23 protein-coding genes are annotated in these 22,023 nt (G+C 61.9%); 7 read left to right on the top strand and 16 right to left on the bottom strand.

What is annotated here, in order from left to right; all coding sequences use genetic code 11:
• Positions 1 to 14 precede the first annotated feature (14 nt).
• From ACXYMW_RS10380 to ACXYMW_RS10340, 9 genes are all read right to left on the bottom strand, one after another.
• Positions 15 to 1,034, bottom strand: coding sequence for a type IV secretory system conjugative DNA transfer family protein (locus ACXYMW_RS10380; RefSeq protein WP_459035250.1), 1,020 nt, complete (start codon positions 1,032 to 1,034; stop codon positions 15 to 17).
• Positions 1,035 to 1,044: 10 nt separating this feature from the next.
• Positions 1,045 to 1,668, bottom strand: a complete 624-nt coding sequence (locus ACXYMW_RS10375; protein WP_459035249.1) for a DotD/TraH family lipoprotein — start codon at positions 1,666 to 1,668, stop codon at positions 1,045 to 1,047.
• Positions 1,669 to 1,835: 167 nt separating this feature from the next.
• Positions 1,836 to 1,961, bottom strand: a complete 126-nt coding sequence (locus tag ACXYMW_RS10370) for a hypothetical protein (RefSeq protein ID WP_459035248.1) — start codon at positions 1,959 to 1,961, stop codon at positions 1,836 to 1,838.
• A 27-nt stretch (positions 1,962 to 1,988) separates the two neighbouring features.
• A complete protein-coding gene (locus ACXYMW_RS10365; RefSeq protein ID WP_459035247.1) occupies positions 1,989 to 3,380 on the bottom strand; it encodes an MBL fold metallo-hydrolase in 1,392 nt (463 codons plus the stop codon).
• A gap of 30 nt (positions 3,381 to 3,410) precedes the next feature.
• Entirely contained in the window at positions 3,411 to 5,213 is a 1,803-nt protein-coding gene (locus ACXYMW_RS10360; RefSeq protein ID WP_459035246.1) for a SulP family inorganic anion transporter, read from the bottom strand.
• A gap of 24 nt (positions 5,214 to 5,237) precedes the next feature.
• The gene (locus tag ACXYMW_RS10355) at positions 5,238 to 5,618 is read right to left on the bottom strand and encodes a rhodanese-like domain-containing protein (protein WP_459035245.1); all 381 of its coding nucleotides are present in this window, start codon (positions 5,616 to 5,618) and stop codon (positions 5,238 to 5,240) included.
• 22 nt (positions 5,619 to 5,640) lie between these two features.
• Entirely contained in the window at positions 5,641 to 6,564 is a 924-nt protein-coding gene (locus tag ACXYMW_RS10350) for an MBL fold metallo-hydrolase (protein ID WP_459035244.1), read from the bottom strand.
• A gap of 1 nt (position 6,565) precedes the next feature.
• Positions 6,566 to 6,997, bottom strand: coding sequence for a DUF6691 family protein (locus ACXYMW_RS10345; RefSeq protein WP_459035243.1), 432 nt, complete (start codon positions 6,995 to 6,997; stop codon positions 6,566 to 6,568).
• 10 nt (positions 6,998 to 7,007) lie between these two features.
• Entirely contained in the window at positions 7,008 to 7,460 is a 453-nt protein-coding gene (locus tag ACXYMW_RS10340) for a YeeE/YedE family protein (RefSeq protein ID WP_459035242.1), read from the bottom strand.
• Between the two features lie 75 nt (positions 7,461 to 7,535).
• Between ACXYMW_RS10340 and ACXYMW_RS10335 the strand changes: the two genes are divergently transcribed.
• Positions 7,536 to 7,868: a metalloregulator ArsR/SmtB family transcription factor gene (locus tag ACXYMW_RS10335; protein WP_459035241.1), complete on the top strand. Its 333-nt coding sequence runs from the start codon at positions 7,536 to 7,538 to the stop codon at positions 7,866 to 7,868.
• A 97-nt stretch (positions 7,869 to 7,965) separates the two neighbouring features.
• Here the strand turns inward: ACXYMW_RS10335 and ACXYMW_RS10330 are convergent, their stop codons facing one another.
• Both ACXYMW_RS10330 and fnrL read right to left on the bottom strand, forming a co-directional pair.
• Positions 7,966 to 8,817: a universal stress protein gene (locus ACXYMW_RS10330; protein WP_459035240.1), complete on the bottom strand. Its 852-nt coding sequence runs from the start codon at positions 8,815 to 8,817 to the stop codon at positions 7,966 to 7,968.
• A gap of 127 nt (positions 8,818 to 8,944) precedes the next feature.
• Positions 8,945 to 9,670, bottom strand: a complete 726-nt coding sequence (fnrL, locus tag ACXYMW_RS10325) for a transcriptional regulator FnrL (protein ID WP_459035239.1) — start codon at positions 9,668 to 9,670, stop codon at positions 8,945 to 8,947.
• A gap of 113 nt (positions 9,671 to 9,783) precedes the next feature.
• Between fnrL and ACXYMW_RS10320 the strand changes: the two genes are divergently transcribed.
• Together ACXYMW_RS10320 and ACXYMW_RS10315 are read left to right on the top strand one after the other, a co-directional pair.
• Entirely contained in the window at positions 9,784 to 10,218 is a 435-nt protein-coding gene (locus ACXYMW_RS10320) for a c-type cytochrome (protein WP_459035238.1), read from the top strand.
• Entirely contained in the window at positions 10,215 to 10,634 is a 420-nt protein-coding gene (locus ACXYMW_RS10315) for a hypothetical protein (RefSeq protein ID WP_459035237.1), read from the top strand. Before ACXYMW_RS10320 ends, ACXYMW_RS10315 begins: the two co-directional genes overlap by 4 nt.
• Before the next feature lie 5 nt (positions 10,635 to 10,639).
• Here the strand turns inward: ACXYMW_RS10315 and ACXYMW_RS10310 are convergent, their stop codons facing one another.
• The 3 genes from ACXYMW_RS10310 to ACXYMW_RS10300 form a co-directional block, all read right to left on the bottom strand.
• Positions 10,640 to 11,053, bottom strand: a complete 414-nt coding sequence (locus ACXYMW_RS10310; protein ID WP_459035236.1) for a c-type cytochrome — start codon at positions 11,051 to 11,053, stop codon at positions 10,640 to 10,642.
• A gap of 46 nt (positions 11,054 to 11,099) precedes the next feature.
• Positions 11,100 to 11,930 (bottom strand): universal stress protein, encoded by an 831-nt coding sequence (locus tag ACXYMW_RS10305; RefSeq protein ID WP_459035235.1) that lies wholly within the window; start codon positions 11,928 to 11,930, stop codon positions 11,100 to 11,102.
• 201 nt (positions 11,931 to 12,131) lie between these two features.
• A complete protein-coding gene (locus ACXYMW_RS10300; RefSeq protein WP_459035234.1) occupies positions 12,132 to 13,547 on the bottom strand; it encodes an MBL fold metallo-hydrolase in 1,416 nt (471 codons plus the stop codon).
• A 93-nt stretch (positions 13,548 to 13,640) separates the two neighbouring features.
• Here ACXYMW_RS10300 and ACXYMW_RS10295 point away from each other — a divergent pair, with 93 nt between their 5' ends.
• The 3 genes from ACXYMW_RS10295 to ACXYMW_RS10285 all read left to right on the top strand — a co-directional run bounded on the left by ACXYMW_RS10295 (position 13,641) and on the right by ACXYMW_RS10285 (position 17,978).
• Complete coding sequence (locus tag ACXYMW_RS10295; protein WP_459035233.1) at positions 13,641 to 16,619, top strand: hypothetical protein; 2,979 nt, start codon at positions 13,641 to 13,643, stop codon at positions 16,617 to 16,619.
• A gap of 92 nt (positions 16,620 to 16,711) precedes the next feature.
• Complete coding sequence (locus tag ACXYMW_RS10290) at positions 16,712 to 17,287, top strand: hypothetical protein (RefSeq protein ID WP_459035232.1); 576 nt, start codon at positions 16,712 to 16,714, stop codon at positions 17,285 to 17,287.
• Positions 17,288 to 17,357: 70 nt separating this feature from the next.
• On the top strand, positions 17,358 to 17,978 hold the full coding sequence (locus ACXYMW_RS10285) for a hypothetical protein (RefSeq protein ID WP_459035231.1): 621 nt from the start codon (positions 17,358 to 17,360) through the stop codon (positions 17,976 to 17,978).
• Between the two features lie 92 nt (positions 17,979 to 18,070).
• On the opposite strand, the gene ACXYMW_RS10280 is transcribed toward ACXYMW_RS10285, so the two are convergent.
• Positions 18,071 to 18,415, bottom strand: a complete 345-nt coding sequence (locus tag ACXYMW_RS10280) for a hypothetical protein (RefSeq protein ID WP_459035230.1) — start codon at positions 18,413 to 18,415, stop codon at positions 18,071 to 18,073.
• A gap of 359 nt (positions 18,416 to 18,774) precedes the next feature.
• Between ACXYMW_RS10280 and ACXYMW_RS10275 the strand changes: the two genes are divergently transcribed.
• Positions 18,775 to 21,408: a cation-translocating P-type ATPase gene (locus tag ACXYMW_RS10275; RefSeq protein ID WP_459035229.1), complete on the top strand. Its 2,634-nt coding sequence runs from the start codon at positions 18,775 to 18,777 to the stop codon at positions 21,406 to 21,408.
• 14 nt (positions 21,409 to 21,422) lie between these two features.
• Here the strand turns inward: ACXYMW_RS10275 and ACXYMW_RS10270 are convergent.
• A partial coding sequence (locus ACXYMW_RS10270; protein ID WP_459035228.1) for a VIT1/CCC1 transporter family protein occupies positions 21,423 to 22,023 on the bottom strand: 601 nt, incomplete at its 5' end.

Below are 22,023 nucleotides of genomic sequence, written 5' to 3'. Positions count from 1 at the left end.
TGTCGCTGGAACGATCAGTACTGCCGATCCGCGGCGCTCGGGTAGTCGTGAATGCCGGCCTCTTCGTTGCGTGGCCGGGCATACTCGCCGGGAGAGCCGTTCGTGATCGTCGGCGTCCAGAGAGACGTGTCGGTCTGCAGCTGCGGGTCGCGCGTGATGCGGATGGCGCGGTCGTTCACCCGCATCCCCGATCCCGAGCCCGTCACACCCATCGGTGCCTTCGACACCACCGGTGCGCTGACCTTGCCCTCCGCGAGGAGCTCCTTGAACTTCAGCATGCCGCCGTAGTCGCGGTCCAGACGATTGAGGTCGGTCTGGAAGATGTCGTTGGCCTGCTTCAGGCCAGCCTCCCAGCCCTCGGCAACGTGGTGCTCCCACAACTCCCTTTCGGCCGGCGTGCGCGGCAGGATTTCGTCCGGCGGCCGGTTCGGAGCCCCGTATTCCCGGATCAGGTAGGAGTGCCACAACGGCGGGACGGGCGAGAACCGCGCCTGCGCGATGATCTCGTAGACCGTGTCCGCCACGCGGATCGTCTTCCCGGCGTCGGCGACCTCGTAGGTATCCTCCGCTTCCGAGATGACCGGCGGCAGAACCACCGAACTGTCGGGCCCCCGGATCATGATCTTCTTGAAGTCGTAGATCTGATCGAGCTTGTCGGCCCGCTCGCGCAGCATCACGTTCGTCTGCCGAGTGGCGTGTGCGAGGCCACCACGCGCGCCGTAGGCACGTGCGGTCTCCTTCAGCGCAGGGCGTCGAAGCTTGTCCTCCTCAGAGGCGTCCTCGTCGAGCTCGTCGCCCACGGGCTCCAGGGCCTGGAGCTCGGACAGGGACCGGGTTTCCACCTTGGTAATGTCCTCGAGATGCCGGAGCCCTTCATTGACGTCCGCCCGCGGCCCCGGCATCGGCGCCGTGCTGTCGCGACCCATGTGGTGGGCCGACGAGATCATCGGTGCCGTCTCGAAGGGAGTGGTTTGCGCGCATCCGGACAGGAGGAGACCCCCTACCACAAATGCCGCCATTCTGGTCGGTGTCATGCGAAGCCCCTTACTTGCCGAGCTTCTCTTTGTGCTTGCGCACCGCGGTCGGGGCCTTGCCCGGCGCGTTGAAGGACGGCGCCGACATCCGCGGAGCGGACGCCTCGGCCACCTGGTCGCTGTGGTAGCGGAACTCGATGCGTTTGGCGTTCGGGTCGACGAACACCTCGGCGTACTGGGCAACCTGGTAGCCGATGTCCTCGAACACCTTGATGGCCGGCTCGTCGACTGCCGAGACAGAGACCATGATGTCGACCGCGGGCTCTTGGCCGGCGACGGCATAGGTGTAGCCGATGTTGCGGGCCAGCTCGCCCACCAGGTCGACGCCCGGGCCGACCCACTCGATGGTGGTCGGGCGGCGCAGCTCCGGCGGCAGGTTCTCGAGGTCTGCACCCGCGAGGGACGGCTCGGTCGGGGCCGTGCGAGTGCGTTCGATCTGCGCCAGGGTCTCGTTGGCGTTCGCCGAGCGCTCTGCGGCCTTGGCCAGGGTCTCGTCGATCTGCTTCGCGGCCTTGGAATCCCACTTGCCATCCGCATCGGGGTGATTGCGGCCGCCGGCGCCGAAATCCAGGGCGCCGCATGCCGAGGTTCCCAGCAAGGCCAGAACCAGGGCGGTCTTCGTGATGAACTTCATGTCTTCTCCTGCGATGTTCTTCAGCCAGGGCGCTGGCGCGCTGACGTCCAAACCGGAAAAGAACACGACAGAGTTAGAGGGCGTTTAAAGGCCACGGATTCCGGCCGAAGGGGTGACATCCAGCGGCCGGAATTGATGCAGGCTGATTGCAGTTCGGGCAGGCAGGATCAGGCGGCCTCGGTCAACCGCGCACGGATCGCGTCCTTGTCCTGGCGGATCATGCCCGGGATCAGGAACGCATCAATGAGCACCCAGATGCCCCCGACGGCGAGAAACAGGAAGCCGACGCCCACAACGGAGGTGACGAGGCCGATGACGCCCTACTCACCGCCTTCCACCGGAAGATCGGCGGCGGTCCAGGCTTTCCAGCTACCGGGGACGTTGCGAAGATTCTGAAAGCCGTGGCGCAGCAGGATGCTTGAAGCGATGCTGGCGCGGAAACCGCTGGCGCAATAAGTGGCGTAAGTCTTGTCCTTGTCGAGCTCGCTCAATTTGTCGCGCAGCTCCCCCAGGAAGGCATGGACAGCCCCAGGAACGTGGCCCTGGTCCCACTCGTCCGGCTTGCGCACGTCGAGCGGGGTGACGGTGTCGGAGCTGGAAAGGTCATGCACCGAGATTTGGGGAATTTGGGCAAAGCTGCGGCCAGTCTCGCGCCAGGCCTCCATGCCACCGGCGAGGTAGCCACCGAACTTAGTAAAACCAGTGCGCCACAGCAGCCGCAGTATGCCGTCGATTTCGCGGTCGTCCTCGGCGACGATGTAGATCGGCCTCTCCGGATCGAGCAGCCAACCGGCCCAGACCGAAAGCTCCGGCCGGGCGCCGATATTGAGACTACCAGGAACGTGGCCGGCACCGAAGGCCATCATGTCGCGGGTATCGAGGATCTGCGCCCCAGCCTCAGCGCATTCGGCGAACTCTTCAACCTTCAGCGGCGGGATGCGCGGCAGGTTGCCCTGGACCTCGGGACCGGCGGCGTTGACCTTCTTCATCCGCGGATAATGCGTCGGCACCGGCGGCGCATCGCCGAGGATCGCTTCCTTGAATTCATCAAGTTCCGTGATGCGGGCATACTGATTGAAGCGACGCTCGTAACCGATAGTTGAGGCCATGCGGTCTCCGATATCCGGGCCGCAGGCCGAGCCCGCGCCGTGGCAAGGATAGATGATGACGTCGTCGTCGAGCGCCATGAAGACGTCCCGCACGGTGTGGAAGAGCTTTTCCGCCAGTTCCTCGGTTTCGTCCTCGCCGAGAAGGTCGGGCCGGCCGACCGAATCCACGAAAAAGGCATCGCCCGACAAGACGCCCCAGGGCGTCTCCGTATCGCCGTCGTAGAGCATGTAGGAAATGTGCTCGGGCGTATGACCCGGTGTGAAGACCGCGCGCATCCGCATGCCGCCGAAGCGGTATTCGTCGCCGTCCCGGACCGGGACGTGGTCGAAGCCGTATTCCGCACCACCCTCGACACTGACAGAGAGCTTGGGACGGCCGCCAAGCCGGGCCACCAGCTCGCGCGCGCCGGAAAGGAAATCGGCGTGAATATGGGTCTCGAAGACATGGGTGATCGCCAGCCCGTAACGCCGGGCGAGGTCGATATAGATGTCGACATCGGGCCGCGGGTCGATGATTGCGCAGACATGGGCGGAGTCGTCTCCGACCAAGTAGGAGCATTCCGCCACCCCGTCGGCGAGGATCTGTTCAAAGCGGAGGGTCATGTGGGTCTCCTTTTTGAGGGCACGTAGTGATCAGGCGCCGCTGCTCCGGCGTGTATCCGATGTCTCTTCCGGGGCAGCTCCCTTGTCGGGATCGGCATGCGGTCCCACGGTTGGCGTCGAGAAGTTCACCCGGTCACCGTCGCGCAGCGCTTCCCAAGCTTCTTGCTGCGACAGGAAGACCCGTCCGGTGAGGTTCTCAAGAATGTGGCTGCGCCGCAGTCGGTCCATAACCGGGCCTTTCACCTCGCTTAGATGAAGGCGGATGCCGGCATCTTTGAGCCGCGCGTTTACCGCCTCCAGCGAATGCAGCGCCGAGAGGTCGATCTCGTTGACCGCGGAGAATTGCAGCACCACCTCGCTGAGCTCGGGCCGGTCGGCGATGTACTCGGAAAGCTGGTCCTCGAGATACCGGGCATTGGGGAAGTAGAGGCTTTCATCCATCCGCAGCATCAGCATGTGGGGCTGGGTTTCGACGCGGTGGCGCAGCACGTTGCGAAAGTGCTCGGTCCCGGGCACCCGGCCCACCACCGCGATGTGCGGGCGGGAGGTCTTGTATAGATGCAGCAGGATCGAGGTCGCGACGCCGGCGGCCACTCCGGCCTCCACGCCGATCAGGAGCGTCAGCAAAATGGTGAGGCTGACCGCGGCGAAATCGGTGCGCGAGATCCGCCACGCATGGTGCAGCACCGACAGGTCGACGAGGCTAAGCACTGCGACGATGATTGTCGCCGCCAGCGTGGCGGTGGGTAGGAAATAAAGCAGTGGCGTGAGGAACAGCGCGAGCGCAAGTCCAACTGCGGTGAATGCGCCCGCCGCTTGGGTCTCCGCCCCGGCATCGTGGTTCACCACTGATCGTGCGAACCCGCCGGTGACCGGGAAACCCCCGGTGAAGGCAGCCCCGAGATTGGCGGTACCGAGACCGATCAGCTCCTGATCAGGGTCGATGCGCTGGCGCTTTTTGGCGGCCAGCGTTTGTGCCACCGAGATCGACTCGACGAAGCCGATGATCGAGATCAGGAACGCCGGGAGGGCCAGCGCCCCCAGCGTCGAGGGCGAGAGATCCGGCATGGTCAGGGGTGGCAGCTGGCCTGGCACCGAGCCGACGATGGCCACGCCCTTGGCGTCCAGGCCCAAAGCCCAGACCGCCATCGTCGTGACGACCACGGCGGCAATCGGCCCGGCCTTCGCACCGGCATCGGCCGCGCGCTCCCCGAGCCCGATCCGACGCAACGCGTGCTTCATGCCACGACGCACCCAAAACAGGAAGGCCAGGGCAGCGACGCCGATTACGACGGTGATGAGGTGGATGTCGCCCAGCCCCTCAGTAAGGCTCGCGCCGATCTCGATTAAGTCGTGCCCGCCGCCCTCTATGCCCAGAATGTGGCGCAGCTGGCTGGCTGCGATCAGGATGCCGGACGCGGCGATGAAGCCCGCGATCACCGGGTGAGACAGGAAATTGGCAAGGAAGCCGAGTTTGAGCAATCCAAGCGCCAAGAGGATCGCGCCCGAGAGAAGCGCCAGCGATAGTGCGGCGGTTACCGGATCGATCCCCTCGCCACCCAGCTTGCCGATGGCCGCCGCGGTCATCAGGGACAGAACTGCCACCGGCCCGACCGCGAGGCTGCGGCTGGTGCCGAAAACGGCATAGAGGATTATTGGCAGGATGGAGGCGTAGATCCCCGCCTCCGGCGGCAGGCCCGCCAGCATCGCGTATGCCAGCGATTGCGGCACCAGCATGATCGTCACGATCCCCGCGGCAAGGAGGTCGCCGAAGAGGCAAGCGCGGTCGTAGCGTCGGCCCCAATCGAGGATGGGAAGATACCGTTTCAGCATGACGGACCCCTCGCCGGGTGCGTATCAGGAGACGGGCAGTCCGGCCTCTTTCCAACCCTTCAACCCGCCCTCGATCACACTGGCGCGGTATCCCATGCGGGTCAGGGTATGGGCTGCCACGGCAGCCCGGGCGCCGGAGGCGCACAGAACGTGCACTTTCCCCTTTTCACGGGTTTCTGCCAGCCGCGTCTCGGTCGCCCCGCTCTCGGGATCTGCCTTCGCTTCCATCACCCCGCGTGGCACGTGCAGCGCTCCATCGATGCGGCCGTCGCTGTCCAGTTCGGCGGGCTCACGGACGTCAAGGATCAGGTCTCCGGCTTCTTGCGCCTTCTGGGCTTCTTCCGGGCTGATCGACGTGATGTTCGCTTTCGCTTCCGCAACCAGGTCTTTCATGGTCATCGGCATGGCTGTTCTCCTCTCCGTGATTTCAGAGTTTTTTGTCGACCGGGATCTTCAGGTAGGAATGGCCATCACCCTCAGGCTCAGGCAAGCGCCCGCCGCGAAGGTTGATTTGCAGAGCGGCGAGCATCCGGTCCGGCAGCGGTAAGGTGGCATCGCGCTCGTCGCGAAGTTTGATGAAATCCTCCTTATGGGTGCCTTCCTTGACGTGCGGGTTGCGCGCCTTGTGCTCTGCCACAGTGGCCTCCCAAGCAGGCTCCTTACGCTCTTCGGTCCCGTAGTCGTGGCCCACGAAGAGGCGGGTGTTCTCAGGCAGCGAGAGAATATCTTGGATCGAGTCCCACAATTCTTCGGTGGTGCCGCCCGGGAAATCGGCGCGCGACGTGCCGACATCGACATGCATGAACGTGTCGTGCACGAACGCAGCATCTCCGCAAAGGTAGGAAATCGAGCCCAGCGTATGCCCAGGCGACAACATGACCTGCACCTCGAGTTCGCCGATCTTGAACGTGTCGCCGGCGGCGAACAGACGGTCGAAATCCTTCTCCGGATCGAAGGCCTCTGGCATGTTGTAGATGTCGCGCCAGATGTCGGCGATCTCGGGCACCATGCCACCGATGGCGTTGGGCGCGCCGGTGCGCTTCTTGAGCCGGGCCGAAGCCATGACGTGGTCGGCATGGGGATGCGTGTCGAGCACCCACTCGACCTCGAGCCCCTCGCCATCGACAATCTGCATGACCTGCTCGAGGCTTTCCTCGGACGTCATGGACTCGCCCGGGTCGTAGTTCAGCACGACATCGATAAGCGCTGCCTTTCGGGTCGCGGGGTCGACGCAGATATACTGAATTGATCCGGTATCCGGCTCGTAGATGCCCCAGACCTCGGGGCTACCTGCTCCGGTGGAAGGCGAGAAGCGGACCTTTTTGTCGCCGTCGCTGTAGTCCTTGGCCATTTTAGGCTCCTTTCGGTTGCATCAGGGGTTTGGCACCGCCCTGCCCGAGCCACAGCCCGATCAGCATGGCGGGCATGAAGACAAGGGCGCCCGGGGCAAGCATCGGCTGAGCAGTCCATGCCGGGCCTGGGCAGAACCCGCCGATGCCCCAGCCGAGACCGAAGATCGCCGCACCCGTGAGTAGCTTGCCGTCGATCTTGTTGTTGGTCGGTACGTCGAACTTGTCTCCATAGATCGGCGCCGGGCGCTTCCAGGCCCATCGGTAACCCAGGAAGGCGGTCAGAGATGCACCGCCCATGACGAAGGCGAGGCTCGGATCCCAGGTTCCGAAGACGTCGAGGAAGTTCAGCACCTTCGCCGGGTTAGACATACCCGAAATGATGAGGCCGAGACCGAAGACCAAGCCCGAGATGAATCCTGCAACAAGACGCATGGCACTCCCCTCAGATCACGTGGCGCAGAACGAAGACCGCCAGCGCCGCGGCCGCTACGAAGGTCAGAACAGCTGCCAGCGAACGCTTCGACAGCCGCGCAAGACCCGAGACGCCGTGGCCGGACGTACAGCCAGAACCGATTGCGGTCCCGAGGCCGACCAGAAGACCGGCTACCATCATACCGAGCAAGTTGTCGGAAACGGTTTGCTGGGGCAGCTGTCCGGCGAAAACCGCGTATACCAAGGGCGCGCCCAGCAGCCCGCAAATGAAGGCAATGCGCCACCCTTGATCCTTCGGTCCTCCGGCTTGCGGTACGACGGCGGCGATAAGTCCCTTGGTGATCCCCGAAATGCCGGCGATCTTGCCGAGAAGGACCATCACCATCACCGAACTGAGCCCGATCAGGATGCCCCCGAAGAGCGAGGCCCATGGTGTGTAGGCGGTTGCGGTATCAAGCTCCATGAGGCACCTTCGGTTGTCTTTGCAAACCCTGAGTGTCGCCCTATATGCGACAAAGGTTTATTACGGCGTTCTCATATGGCAAGGCACGAGCACCCGGACGGGTTCCCGGAGCTGCGAGAAAAAGCTGAATACGTCTCGAAACGGCTTGCGGCGATGGCGCACCCGAGCCGTCTTCTCATCATGTGTGTGCTGGCTGAGGGGGAAATCTCGGTTGGCAACCTGCAACCGCGCATCGGGATCAGCCAGTCGCTGCTCAGTCAGCACCTCGCCCGGCTCCGGAATGCCGAAATGGTTGCCACCCGCAGGGAGGCACAGACCATCTACTACCGGCTCGCAGATGCAGAGGTGGAGGCGATGATGGCCGCCCTCTATGAGACATTCTGCGCGGCGGGTCGAACCACGCACTGAAGTTCCCCCAGGATGCGGAGCGTATGTCGCCAACCGGGGGGAACTACTGGAAAAAGCTTCTGGTGGGACAGCGATCAGCCACAAGCAGCGAAGCGTGTCATCGCGACAGGATCAGAGGCACAGGAACCGCTTCAAGCATGTCTCGCGTCGTACCACCAAAGAGGGATTCAATGATGCGAGAATGCCCGTAAGCCCCCATGATCGCGGCTTCCGTGCCGCTTTCCCGCAACCGCCGGATCAGGGTTTCCGCGACGCGCGGGCGGTTGTTCGCCAGGACCGTGACCTGAGCATTGATGTTGTGCCGGGCCAGAAAAAGTGCAAGTTCCCCGCCGGGATCGGACCGGTGCTCCCAATCCATCTCGGGGCCAACAACGATGATATCGACCTGCCCGGCTCTGCGGAGGAATGGCAATGAGTTTCTGACCGCGACCATCGCCGCTCTACTCCCATCCCAGGCAACCGATACCAACTTCGGTGCGACGGGTATCGTTGCCCCCGCATCGGGGACCACGATTACAGGAACCCCGCTTTCGTAGAGTGCGGCATCGAGGGCAGCGAGAGCCAACGGCCGCTCACGTTGATTGCTGTCGTACGGCGTGGCGATGACGATCTTGTCGGCGAAGCCCACCAGCCGACCGATCCGCCGGCGCAACTGGCCGCCTGGAACCGTTTCTCTGTGAACTTGAACATCCCCACGCCAATCGGGAATTACCTCCCGAACGTCGTCGGCGAGCTGGAGCGCCTTTTCTTGCGCCGCTCGCCGGTCCGGAAGAGCAACCAGAACGGCCGTGCCGGCCAAGTAGCTTTCCGCCGATGTCGTTTCTATGCCCAAGCAGTAGACGTCAAGATGAGCGTCATCTGCTTCCGTCATGCCCAAAGCGGCCTGTAATGCCGCTCTATCGACGTCCACGTCACTGACAAGGACAGCTACCGTTCCATGATGTGCCATTTGGGCGTTCCTCCTGATTTCTTACTCAGGATGCCCGATGAGATCACGCTCATCATTGATCTCGGTCAATGTGCCGGTAGTCCGAAGTGCTCTAGCCGGCTCGACGGACGCAGCACACACCCGGAGATCAGGCCGAAAGCGCGTCTTCGCCCGCCGCAGCAGCCAAGCGCTGGTAGTCTAAAATTTCGATTGTTTTGCTTCCATGCAAACGGATGATACCGTGCCTCTTGAGCAGCGACATCTGTCGGCTGGCGGTCTCCAACGTAAGCCCAATGAAGTTCGCGATGGCGCCCAGCGACAGGGGCAGCTCCAGAATGGCCCCACCATCCTCGATACCACTGACCATACTGCGGCGCGCGAGCATGGTAATGAATGTCGCGATCTTTTCGCCTGCAGTTTTGCGGCCCAACAGCACCATCCATTCGCGCGCCGCATCAAGTTCATCCAGTGTCATCTCCAGAAGCCTTCCGCTGATGTGCGGCGAGGTTTCCACCAGTTTTTCGAAAGGGTCCTTGGCGAAGCAGCAGAGCGTAACCTGGGTCACTGAGGTGACATCGAACACTGCGATGTCCCTGCCCGGCCGCCCAATAAAGTCGGAAGGGAGCAGCAGACCGACAGTTTGGGTCCTGCCATCCTCGAGCGTCTGGCTGACCGAAGCGACACCCTGGACGACGGATGCCACGCTTTTGAGACGATCACCGCGCCAAACGATCATCTGCCCGGGTTCGAAGGTCCGGTAGTACTTCATTGCCTCGAGGCGCGCGAACTCCTCCGTGTCGCAACGCGCACACACCGCTCGATGCCGTATGGGGCAGTCCATACACTTCGTGCTGCGCAAGAGTTCAACGGCCATCGTCATCGCCCCCCAAAGCAACGGAACCTTACACGCCCACCCGATTTGATCCAAGTCAATGTCTGGCATCGGTCATGTTCGTAAAGTCATGTGTGAAGACATGAGGCAAGCAGATGAGCAGAAAATTCGTATGTATGGCAGGGGCGCTGGTACTCGGGGCGTGCACCGTAACAGGCAGCGAGGATACCGTCGCGCGAGGTAATGCCGAGATGACGGGAGCTGAGTTGTACGCAGAGCATTGCTCCGTTTGTCACGGATCAACCGGACTTGGGGATGGGCCAATGGCGGGAAATTTCCGTCCCAGGCCCGCCGACCTCACCCGCATCTCCGGACCAGACGACAAGTTCCCGCATGCGCAGGTGAGGTCCCAGGTCCACGGGTACTTCCGCAGAAACACAACGCACCCCTCGATGCCCGAGTTCGCGGAGGTTCTGGATGGACCGACAATCTACTACGACAGTGGAGACGGCATCAAAACACCGACGCCGCGGCCCTTGGTAGCCATCTCGGAATACCTGGCTTCTATCCAACAGGGAGGAAGCCGGTGACTCTGAACCCACGGCTGAAAACGCTGGCGGTGTGCAAGACAATCGGGCTTCTCGTCGGCTTGATCGCACCGCTGACGCCGAGCCCGGCAAACGTCACCAACGCTTTGCTGGTGTGGGGGATCGTTCTTTGGGGGGTCATTCTTGGGGCAACCATCGGCCTGGCTTTGTTGGCGCAGCCTGTTCCGATCCTGAAAAGCTTGCCGGCGGGCGCACTCGGAGGCTGGATTGGTCTTTGGATGGGCGTCATGCTTCTGTTGCTGTGTGGAAGCGCGTTGGAAGCCTTGTGGGAACTCAGCGTCCCCTCCCCGTTTGCCGGCATCAGCGTTTGGTACGTTCTCCCTGAGGCGGCTCTCGCCGGAGCATTCATTGAAGTAGCAGGGCAGAGAACGGCTCCTGCGACAAGAACTGAGCGGTAGCGCCTCTACCTTTGGTTCTGAATACTCTCCAGGTATGCTGTCACATCCGCAATTCCCCTCGAAGTGAGAACCGTTTGGCCGGTCCAGGTTCGGCCGAAAGCGGGCTCTGCATCCAGTTCGGGACCAAAAGCAGGCATGAGGAGCCCGTGCGCGAGAACGAGAGATCGGCCATCTATTTTTCGCATGACCTCAAATGTCGGAAAGGCTCCGCCGTTTCTTTCTGAAATCGCAGTGAGGTCGGGAGGGCGTTTTGTCAGCAGCTCAGCAAAGTACCCGTCACCCTTGGCGGATGCACCGTGGCATGCGCTGCAGAGCCTTTGGTATACCTCCCCGCCGTCGCTTGCGTTCGGCGGGGCATTCGTTTCCGTGGCACTTGCGGCGGTGGCTGCGAGTGCCAAAAAGGTGATGAGAAGTCTCATTTTCTTTTCTCCATTCAGTCGTACTTGGCTCAAAACGAGCGTATTTTTACTTCGACATCAGGACCGGAAGCTTGCACGTTTGGAGAAGTTCATGCGAAACGGCTCCGATGACGAAGTCGTATGCCTTTGAGTGGCCGAATGCGCCGGTAGCAATGAACCCCGCGCCTACTTCGCGAGCTTCATCTTCCAGGATTTCTGCAACCGATGCTCGTTTTGCCTCCCGATGCGAGACCGTTACAGATACCCCGTGTCGCGACAGCGCCGCGGCCAGGTCATTCATCGCTCCATCCGCCAGTTCGTGCGAGTTCAGGGGGCCCACGTGCAGCAGGGTGATTTCAGCTTTGGGGGCAAGCAAGAGCAAGGCGTCGAAAGCCGCCCGAGCGGCTTCCCGGGTCGGACTCCAGCCCACCAGGGCGCGTTTCGGGAGCGCGGGCAGATCGGCCCGTTCAGGGCACAGGAGCACAGGCCGACCAAGCGTACGAACTACCTCTTCACGGATGGTCTCTACCCGCATCGAAGTATCGTAGCCACGGGCCATCAGCACCATGTCAGCGCCCCTGCCAGTGTCATGAATGTGTTCGAGAACCGTCTTCGGTCCTTGGTGAATGCCGCGCCATTCGGCTCGAATGCCTTCCGCCGCGGTGATCCGGTCGAAGACGTTCTTTACGGTACCGGCCTCTTTCTGTTGTCGCGATGCGATCTCAGCGACGAACTCTTCGGTCATGTAGCCGGAAATCATCGGGTAGTATGACGGGTCTTCTATGACGTATAGGCCGATAAGGTGGGCATCGCATTGCCGCGCAATCGTCGCCGCCTGCCGGACCAAAACGTTAGGGTTGTCCTTGGTAAAGACTGCCACCAGTGTTCTAAGGCTCATCTGCTTTCTCCCAATGCGATGCAGTCATTTTGGCAGATTTGCATGATGGGTACATTGATCGAGGTCAAACTCGGAAGAAGACAATGGGACCGGAATTTTTTGCAAACCGAAACCATCCCTGCATTCCCGCCTCTACAATCCGGCGGGAGGCTGGAGTTCGGATGATGGAATCCTCGAAACTTCCTAGAAGGCACGGAAGCTTCATATATTGTGGGTTTCCATGTGGTCAGATACCGTCGCCTTCACGTCGAATTTTTCAGCGAGGGCCAATCGTAGCGCGTCTGCGGCATCAGCCTCGCCGTGGGTTACAAAGACCTCTCGAGGGCGTTCCTTGAATTGGGAGAACCAATCGAGAAGACCGAATTGGTCGGCATGTGCAGACAACTGATCCAATTGAACGATCTCGGCATTCACATCGAAGCTCATACCGTGAATTTTGATCTGGTCGGCCCCCGCAGCCAGCTTGGCGCCACGCGTCCCTCCAGCCTGGAATCCGGCGAGGATCACAGTGCACCTGTGGTCTGGCAAACAAGCCTTTAGGTGGTGAAGTACCCGACCGCCGGTTGCCATGCCGGACCCTGCGATAATTATCTTCGGGAACTTGGTTTCCGTGATGCCTTTTGACTCAGTTGTCGTGTGGACGTACCGAGCGATGCCAAACGCTTCTCTGCATCCGTGTTTCCCCAGACGGTGGTCATCAGGATGTGCACAGTAGATGTCCGAGGCGTTTATCGCCATCGGACTGTCGAGGTAGACTGGAACCCGCGGCAAACGGCCCTTTCGATCTAGCTCACTCAGGAGGTACAACAGCTGCTGCGTTCTGCCCACAGCGAAGGAAGGGATGATGACGCTGCCTCCTCTAGCCGTCGTGCGTTGAATGACGGCCTCCAATGTTTCCAGCGCGTTTGGTGGTCCATGATGCCGGTTCCCATACGTGGATTCGATCACCACGTAATCGGCGTTGTCGAATGTTTCCGGATCAGCAAGCGTGTAATCATCACGCCGTCCGATGTCCCCGGAAAAGACGATGCTGCGGTCCCCGTACCAGATTTTCAGCGATGCGGCTCCCAGAATATGGCCCGCGCGTATGAACTGGAACTCCAATGGTCCCATCCTGTGGACGTCACCAAATGTGGTCGGATGAAACATTGAGATGGAATCCTCTGCTTCGCGTACGGTATAGAGAGGCTTGGCCGGTTTGTGTTTCGTGTACCCGTAGCGATTGCTGCGCTCGGCGTCCTGTTCATTAAGAAAGGCGCTGTCCTTGAGAATGAGCTCGCTCAAATCCCTCGTTGCATGTGTACAATGTATCTGCCTCGAGTATCCCTCCGCCACCAGGCGAGGAATGTATCCACAATGATCCAGGTGAGCATGCGTCAAAAGCACGTCATGGATTGTTGAGGGAGATGCCGGGAATGGCTGCCAGTTACGGCTCCGCAGTTTCTTGTACCCTTGAAAGAGGCCGCAGTCGATGAGGACCCGCCGTCCTTCGGCTTCCAGCAGATACCGGGAACCGGTGACCGTGTCGGCCGCGCCCATAATTGTCAATTTTGCTTGTCGCATTTTTATACTCGCTTCCCTTTCCACCAATGTACCGGGAACGCGGCTTTCCATCATTGATGTGGATCAACGGGGTGGCTGGCTTCCGGTCGCCTCCCACACCTCCCTTTCACCCCTGCCTGCATCTCCTCCCGGAAGAGAGGTGCAGGCATGTTCGACGTCATCAACGAAAACCGGATCAACCAAGAGCTGGGTCGCATTTTCCGCGGTCAAACGAAGGATGACCGCATCGCGAAATGGCTGAAGAAGCACGCGCGAAACTTTCTGAAATCCCGCCTCAGCGACCTGGTGGAAGTCCGCTCCGGATCACCTCTTGCCCGTGAGCTCCCAGAATGGGCCGAGCGGAAACTTGAAGCGGGCGAGCCGGTCTTCAGGTTCGCACTCAGTCACGCCTCCGAGGACCAGCTGAGCCATGTCCGGGACATGCTCGACACACTTCTCGATGAAGAAGACACCCAATCGGGCGCCCGCAAAGAGAGCGCGCAAAAGATTCTGAATTCGCTTGCTCATTACGATGTCCGCGGAGCGTACGAACTCGCGGACGACCTCTTCGAGAGCATGGCGCGGCACAACATCCGCCACGCCGGCACCAGCCGGAACAGCGTCTTTGCCGTCTCCCGCGAGGACGGAGAGCCCGTCCGGATCGAGGCCGCAGCCGACGACCTGGTATGGCGGCAAGTCGTCCCCCGGGGGCTGAAGACCGTTGCGGTCGCGCTGCGCAACTGCCTCGGTGGCCGCGGCTACGCGAACTCGGTGAAGAACGGGCACAGCGAGGTGTGGTGCCTGGTGAACGACGTCCCGGACGGGGAGTTCGACGCCCAGCGGGACATCCTGATGGCGGCTCAGATCGACCTCAAGAAAATGGCCATCAAGGAGGCCAAAGGGCCGGGAAATCGTTCCTTGCCAGAATACGGGCTCGATCTCGACGCTCTGGTCGATGCCAAGGGTCTGGAGCCGCGGCAGGTCCAACGCTCCGGGCGTCAGGTGCTCCATGAGGACACCCTGACAATCACGCACCGGGAGCTTGTGCGCGTGGGCGAGTACACGGTTCGCATCGCCAAGATGCCCGATGAGAAGATTCCGCACGCGGTCGATGCGCAGAAGGTCGACAGCTGGGCGCTGATCGTGACGAAGACCGCACAGAAAGGCCGGGCCGAAGTCACCCCGGCGGGGGCACTGTTCAAGAACCTCGAGACCGGGCACATCGCGCTTGATGTGAGCCCGGTGTGCCTGTTCTCCAACACCGAGGGCGTCATCTACGACCGTCTCGCCGCCCTCGTGGAAGGCATGAAGGAGGTTCTCAAGGAAGGCACCTTCAGCGGGTCCACGGCGCGCATCCTTGGCGGCCCCTCTGCCCGCGATATGGTGCGAAAGCCCCCGGAAGCCGTCCGCGTCGACCCCACTTCGCTGATGATTTTCTCCCCCGAGGGCGAAGCCCGGAACTTCATGGACACGTTCGTCCACGAGGATGGCGACGCGAACGTGGATATATCGATCTCGAAGGACGGTGTCGTTCTCGTCAGGGACCACCGGATCGAGGGCGCGGAGCTCGCTGGTGAGCACGTCCTCTACGGGGCCGCGCGCATCACCGCTGCCGCCTCCCAGTGCGATCCCGAGGCCCCTGTATCCCGGGCAGCATGGCGCCGCCTGATCGATTGCCCGGACGTGGAGCCGACGTCCCTCAGGGCGGTCGGCAGCCGGGAGCGCCTCGATCTGGATACCTTCAGATCACTCGAGCGGTTGGACGCGAGCGGCGAGATGGCCAGTCTCACCATGCAGGGATACGATCCCATCTCGCCGGTGGGCTTCGACGTAGTCAGCAAGGACAGCTCCTTTTCAGAATACATCGCGCTCAGGTCGGCTTCGACGGAAATCGAGGAGGCCCAGGCAGAGCTTCTCGTCCGCGAAGTAGGCTATGACGGGAACTTCGTGCAGATGCGTCTTCCCGACGGCGAGTTGGTAATCCTCGCATCCCTCCGCAATGCCAAGCCAAAGGAGGTACACGTCAGCTACGGCTTCGATACCTTCCGGAAAGCTTCGGATGTGGACTACGTGAACGAGATGCCGCGTAAATTCCAGGCTGCTGCGGCATCCCTCCCGATACTTCGGATGCTGGACCGGATGCGCGATGGAGGGGGCTTCCAACCTTTCAGGGAGGCCACGGATTCGTACCAAAACGACATCTTCCCGCAGAACATGGTGCGCGGCGGAAGGCTCGTGCCGAAAACTCTGAAAAATCTCGGGACGGAGGAAACACCCATCGTCAAGCTGGACGGCCCCACCCGGTACGTGGGGATAGAGCGCGGCGAGGATGGAAGCCTTGAGGGCGGTCGGGTGGCCTGGGTGGCCGGCAAACGCCCCCGCGGCGAGATCACCCTTCAGAACCTGCTTCCAGGTGGCTCTGCCCATCTTGCCCGGACGCTCGAGGACCGGATCTGGCGCGTGGCATCGAACCTCGGGCGAGGCGTCGCCGAGACCCTGGAGGAGGACGGCTTCTACATCGCCAATGGCGCGGTCCTCCAGGCGGGGTATGCGCAAGTGACCGAGCTCAAGAACGATACCTTCTGGGTGTCGCGAAACAAGGAAGCCGGCGGATCGGACGAGCGCGATTGGTGGATCGAGGCTGCTGGAACGTCGCGCTCCGCCCGGGTCCGGGCTGGAGGTCCGGATGAGGCGAAAGTCGATGGGAAGAGCCGTGCGATGGTCACCTTCAGTGCCGGCATGTTCGTCAGCGATACATTGCGTGACTTCATCGTCGAGGTTGTAAATGCCGCGGAACTCGGCTTGGACGCCTGGGATCGCCAGATGCTGGGCGTCGAGAGGCGTGAGGATGGAAGCTACGCGCCGATTGCGGGTGGAAGCCTCACGGAGACCTACACAGTCGGCAGCCTGATCGCGGCGAGGCGGACCCCCGATGAAGAGTACCAGGTGGAACTGGCGTGGATATTGGTTGACGGCGAGACACAGGAACCGGTCGCCACCATGGCGCGGGATGGCTTCCACGCGCAAAGCAGCAGCTACGAAGTTCTCGACACCGCGGCCGAGATGCGATCCCTGATTGACGGTGGGGAATTCCTGGAATGCACTACCGCCAGGGAAACAACGCCGGGGCGAAAGGCTTCCGCCTGACGTCTGGTGCGGCCGTCCCTTGCGTGACCGGCTGCACCTGCTTCGGCAAAGGACGAATGCCCATGCCGCGCAAACAGAGATCATTCACCGCCATGAAGGACGGCTACTCGGTTCTCGTGCAGCCGGACCCCGATGCCGTTTCCCCGCGCGATGAGGGGTTCGAGAACCTGGGCCGGATGGTGATTGCCCCCGACCGCCGGTTCGGGAAGATGACCTCCGACGACCCCTCTGACACGACGACCATGGAGACGCTGAAGGACCGCATGGCCGAGGCCACAGATGTCATCGCCCTGCCCCTCTACGCGATCCCGGTGAATCCGCATGGCCAGGAACCCTACTTCCAGCTCCACAGTCGCCCGTTCCTCGGGGCGAAGCAGGGCTACCTCGTGGGCTTCATACATGCATCCCATGGTGCCGTGCTGCGCTACTTCCGGCGGGAGGAACTCAGCGAGACCCTGTACGAAGAGGCGCTGATGCGGCTCGGCGACGAGATCATGCTGATGAACACCTACCTCGCCGGCGAGGTCTACAAGTTCGAGGTTCGAGACGAGGACGACGAGCTGGTGGCGGAGGGGAGCTCGATCTTCGAGGCCGAGCTTGCCCTCGATGAAGCGTTCCATGAAATCCACCGTGCCCGTGAGCAGGTGCCATCCGCGTTCATGATGTAGCCTGCGGGCATTTGTATTTCGGATCTCGCCTTTCCTATATGATCTTCGAGATCAGCAAAGGACAGATTTCATGAAGCGTATTCTAATCGTGGCGCTGGGCATGGCCCTGGCGTCTTCCCCTGCCCTTGCCGAGGGACCTGCAGCCGACGGGCCAGCCTTCGACCGGTCGTTCCGGATGGCCGAGGGTGGGCACGCGAACGCTGAACGGCGCGAGAAGATGCTCGAAATGCAGAAGCGCCGCGCCATGCGCGAGGCCGAGTTCCGGGCGAAGATGGAGGAGCGCAAGGCCGCGATGGGCCAGAAACGCAGCGAGTTCCAGGGCCGGCACGAAGAGATGAGGGCCAAGATGGAAGAGCGCCGGTCCGCCGGCCACGACCGACGCGAGCAGTTCCGGGGCAAGCGTTCCGAGCACCAGGGGCGGCACGACGACATGAAGGCTCGCTTCGGGGAGCGGCGTGAGCACATGCAGGCCAAGCACGGTGAGTGGCAGGAGCGTCATGGCGAGATGGCCGACAGACTCGAGGATCGGAAGTCTGCTTTTGGCGAGCGCCGGCGCGAACATTCTGAAAATGGTCGGCCGGGCATGGGCGAGCGTCGTCGCGACAATCGAGCTGAGCACAGCCGTGCCGGCGGCGTCGACCGCGAAGCGCGGTTCAAGAAGCTGCAGGGCCGCCACGGGCGCGAAGATTGATTTCTTGAAGAGGCGCTGTCGCAGGACTGCGCCGTCGGCCCGTCAAGCGCCTGCACCGTACAGCCGGTCGGCCGTCACGTGGCCGACCGGGGTCAAACGGCAGTCGAAGATTTGCCCTCCGAGGCCTTCACTGCATTCGGTGCCGTGAACGCCGACGTGGTTTCGAACACTCGGGAAATCCGGGCCGCCTCCTCCTGGTACTCGCTCACCATTCGGTGCGCGTAGCGCAAGAGTTCAACCTGTACATCGCCCGGGTTGGTGCAGTGAAGGATTCTTGTCTGCGCCTCCACGTTTGCGCGCACGCGGTCTGCCGCAAAGCTGCAGCATTCGGACAAGAGTCCGTTCCAGCGTTCCACGAACTGGAAGTAGGGGTAGTCGTCGGGAGCCATACGGCTGATTTCCGGGGCAGTCGTGCCTGCCTGTTTTGCGCGTGTCATGTGCTTCCCTCCTCAGTGGGTGAGATTGGAGTCGCGCCCAGCGGTAAGCCATCCATCCCGGCCCTGCCTTGATCTCCGTCAAGGCGCCCGGCCTGCCTGTGCGAGATGGTACAAAAAAGGGGGCCCCGGATGAAGCTGCAGGACCGACCAGTCGGAGGGGAGGCATCGGGCCTCGATGCCGCCCTGGGGAGCTACTTCCTCCCCGATCCCCGGAAGCGCGAGGGCATGCGGAGGTTAATCCCGCCGTGGTCAGCGTCATGGTGACCCAGGCCGCACGGCCCAGGGGCATACACTCGAAGGCCGGGGAGGTTCCGGCTGCAGAGCCGACCGCGCGGGATACCCACGGTTCGTGGCATTCGATGTCCAGCGACGACGTGTTGCAGGCCTGGTCGTCCGGGCGGACGGGCCTCCCGACAGACGAAGTGGAAAGAAGGCGAAAGCAATTTGGCTTCAATGCTCTTCCGGAGGTGAAGCCGCCGGGTCTACTTGAGCGGCTTCGGGGCCAGTTATCCAATCACCTCATTCAGGTTCTTCTATTGGCGACCGGGGTAACCCTGCTGCTGGGGCATATGCTCGATGCCGTGGTGATCTTTGCCGTGGTCTCGATAAACGCAGTGGTGGGCCTGATGCAGGAAGGGCGCGCGGCGAATGCCCTCGCCGCCGTTCGCAACTTGCTGCAAACACAGGCCTCCGTCCGAAGGGGCGGACAGAGCCTGCGGGTAAAGACACGAGACCTGGTACCTGGCGATATCGTTCACCTGGAGCCGGGCGACGCGGTTCCCGCGGACATGCGCCTGATCGAGGCCGAGGGGCTTTCGGTTCAGGAAGCAGCATTGACCGGTGAATCCGTGGCCGTCTCCAAGAGCGTGGAGCCGGTCCCCGCCGAAGCGATGTTGGGCGACCGGGAGGGAATGGCATATACGGGCACCCAGGTGGCCGGCGGCCGGGGCCTGGGAGTGGTCGTGGCCACGGGAGTGACGACTGAACTCGGGAAGATCGGGAGCTCGCTTACTTCGGTCGAAGATGTTCGAACTCCTCTGCTGAACCAGATCGAACGATTTGCCCGCGTCTTGAGTGTCACGATTGTCGTGACCTGTGGCGTCCTGTTTGCCGCAGCGTTGGTGATCTCGAAGATGCCGGTGGATTACGCCTTCCTGGCGATGATCAGCCTGGCGGTCTCCGCGGTTCCGGAAGGTCTCCCGGCCGTCATTACCATTGCCCTGTCAATCGGGGTGCAGAGAATGTCCACGCGGGGTGCAATCGTGCGCCAGCTGCCGGCGGTCGAAACCCTTGGCGCGGTGTCTGTCATCTGCACCGACAAGACGGGCACGCTGACAATCAACCAGATGGTCGCCAGGTATGTCGTGCTCGATGCCTCTTCACCCGCACTGGCTCTGCCGGACGCACAAGAGCAGGAACCCAGTGAAGGCTATCCGCCCGGGCTTGCGGAGCTCTGCGCAACAGGCGCCTTGGCAAACGACGCCCGCGCACAAGGTGACAACGGCTCATCGGATTTCCTCGGGGACCCGATTGATGTCGCCCTGTTGTCCCTGGCGCGCCGTATCGAGCTCGACGCGGATCACCTCATTGAGCATAGCTCGCGGCTGGGCGAGATCCCGTTCGACACTTCTGCGAGGTTCATGGCCGTGCTTGTACAGGAGGGCGACGGTCGAACAATCCATGTGAAGGGAGCGCCAGAAGCTGTTTTCGCGCGTTGCTCGAAGATGATCGGAGCAACCGGCGTCGCGACATTTTCGCCGCTGGAGTGGGAGCACAGGATCAAGGAGTTGGCGGCCGAGGGATTAAGACTTCTGGCCTTTGCCCGTAAAGAGGCAAACTCCGTCGACCGGCTGGAAGTTGAAGACATCCGCGAGCTTACGCTTCTTGGCGTCGTCGCGTTTTTCGATCCTCCGTCAGAGCAGGCGCAACACGCGGTCGCGGCCTGTCAGGATGCCGGGGTGCGAGTAAAGATGATTACCGGGGATTACGCCGCTACCGCGGCAGCCATCGCCGAGATGGTCGGGATACGGCCCGGCGCGGAGGTTCTTACAGGAGCGGATATCGACCAGCTGACGGACGATGAACTTCAGGATCGGATCGGTTCGGTCGACGTGTTTGCCCGTGCCACACCGGAACACAAGTTCCGCTTGGTCGAGGCGCTGAAGGCAAGGGGCAAGATCGTTGCCATGACGGGGGATGGGGTGAACGATGCCCCTGCCCTCAAGCGCGCCGATATCGGGGTAGCGATGGGGCGGCGGGGTACCGATGTGGCGAAGGCCGCATCCGATATCGTCCTCACCGATGATAACTTCTCGACGATTGTAGCTGCCATCCGGGAAGGCAGGGTCGCTTACGATAATATCCGCAAGGTGATTGCCTGGACCCTGCCCACGAACGGGGCCGAAGCACTCATCGTCATCATCGCGATTCTCTTCGGTGTGACGCTGCCGATAAGTCCTACCCAGATTCTCTGGATAAACATGGTTACCTCAACCGCACTGGGACTGAGCTTGGCCTTTGACCCGCCGCAGGCAGACGTCCTGAGCAGACCCCCGCGACATCCCGCGACATCCTTGGTTGACCGGGAAATGATCTGGAGGATTGCCCTTGTATCCGGCTACGCAGCACTTGCTGTGTTCTGGGCAGTCGCATGGTCGGACTCGCAAGGATACGAAACTGGCCGGACGCAAGCGCTCGCCGTGAATACCATCGTACTTATCGAGGGCGCATACCTTCTGTTCATCCGGCGCGTCTCCGGAAGAGGTTTGCAGGTCCTTCCTCTTACCTGGGCGGTTGCAATCGGGTTGTTTACCGCCGCGATTGCGCAGCTCCTGCTTACATATTTATCTCCGCTGCAGCTGGTCTTCGGAACGGCGGGCCTAGGGACGCAGGAATGGCTGATCGCTACAGGTCTGGCCGTTGCTCTGTACGCGGTTCTTGAACTGGACCGCATCGCACGGACTTTGATCCGTATGCAGCTGAAACAACCTTGACCTTTCGTCATGCGTCAGCCGGATAACACGATGCCGGCAGCATATGCCACTATTGCAGCCCCTCCCCCAATCAGGGTCGTTTCCACCATCGTATGGAGGCTCTTTCGGCTCGTCCAGACGCCGCGAAGGTATCCGATAATCACGAAAGCCGCCGCGGTAGCGAAGGCAGATGTTGCGAAAGGCCTCGGAAGATTCAGGATGAACGGCCACAAGGGCATCATGCCTGCCGTCACGAAAGCAAGGAAGGTCGTAAGGGCTGCCCGCCCAGGGTGAACTGCGCTCTTCAAAGTGACGGCTTGTGTGGCTCCCAAGTCCGTGGCGACCCGGTGGAGGCAGGTTTCCAGTCGCTCGGGGGGTACTCCGGCCTCGAGTAATGTCCGCCTGACCGCCTGAGTGTTGCCCGCTCGGCTGCCCCTTCCGCGATGGAGCTTGTCGTCGGCGTCAGTTCGCACCCCCAACCAATCGGCGGCCGCCATCGAAATTCCGTCGGCAAGCACGCTGACAATGCCGATGACCACCACGATGTGGGTGGCCAGGCCCGCGCCGGCAGCTCCGGCCACGATTGCAAATGTCGTCACGGCACCGTCGACGGCGCCGAACACCGCGTCCCTGAGG

The organism is Roseivivax sp. CAU 1761, assembly GCF_054482755.1.
Note: the sequence above shows the minus strand (reverse complement) of the source record. Positions and strands in the feature narration are given on the sequence as shown.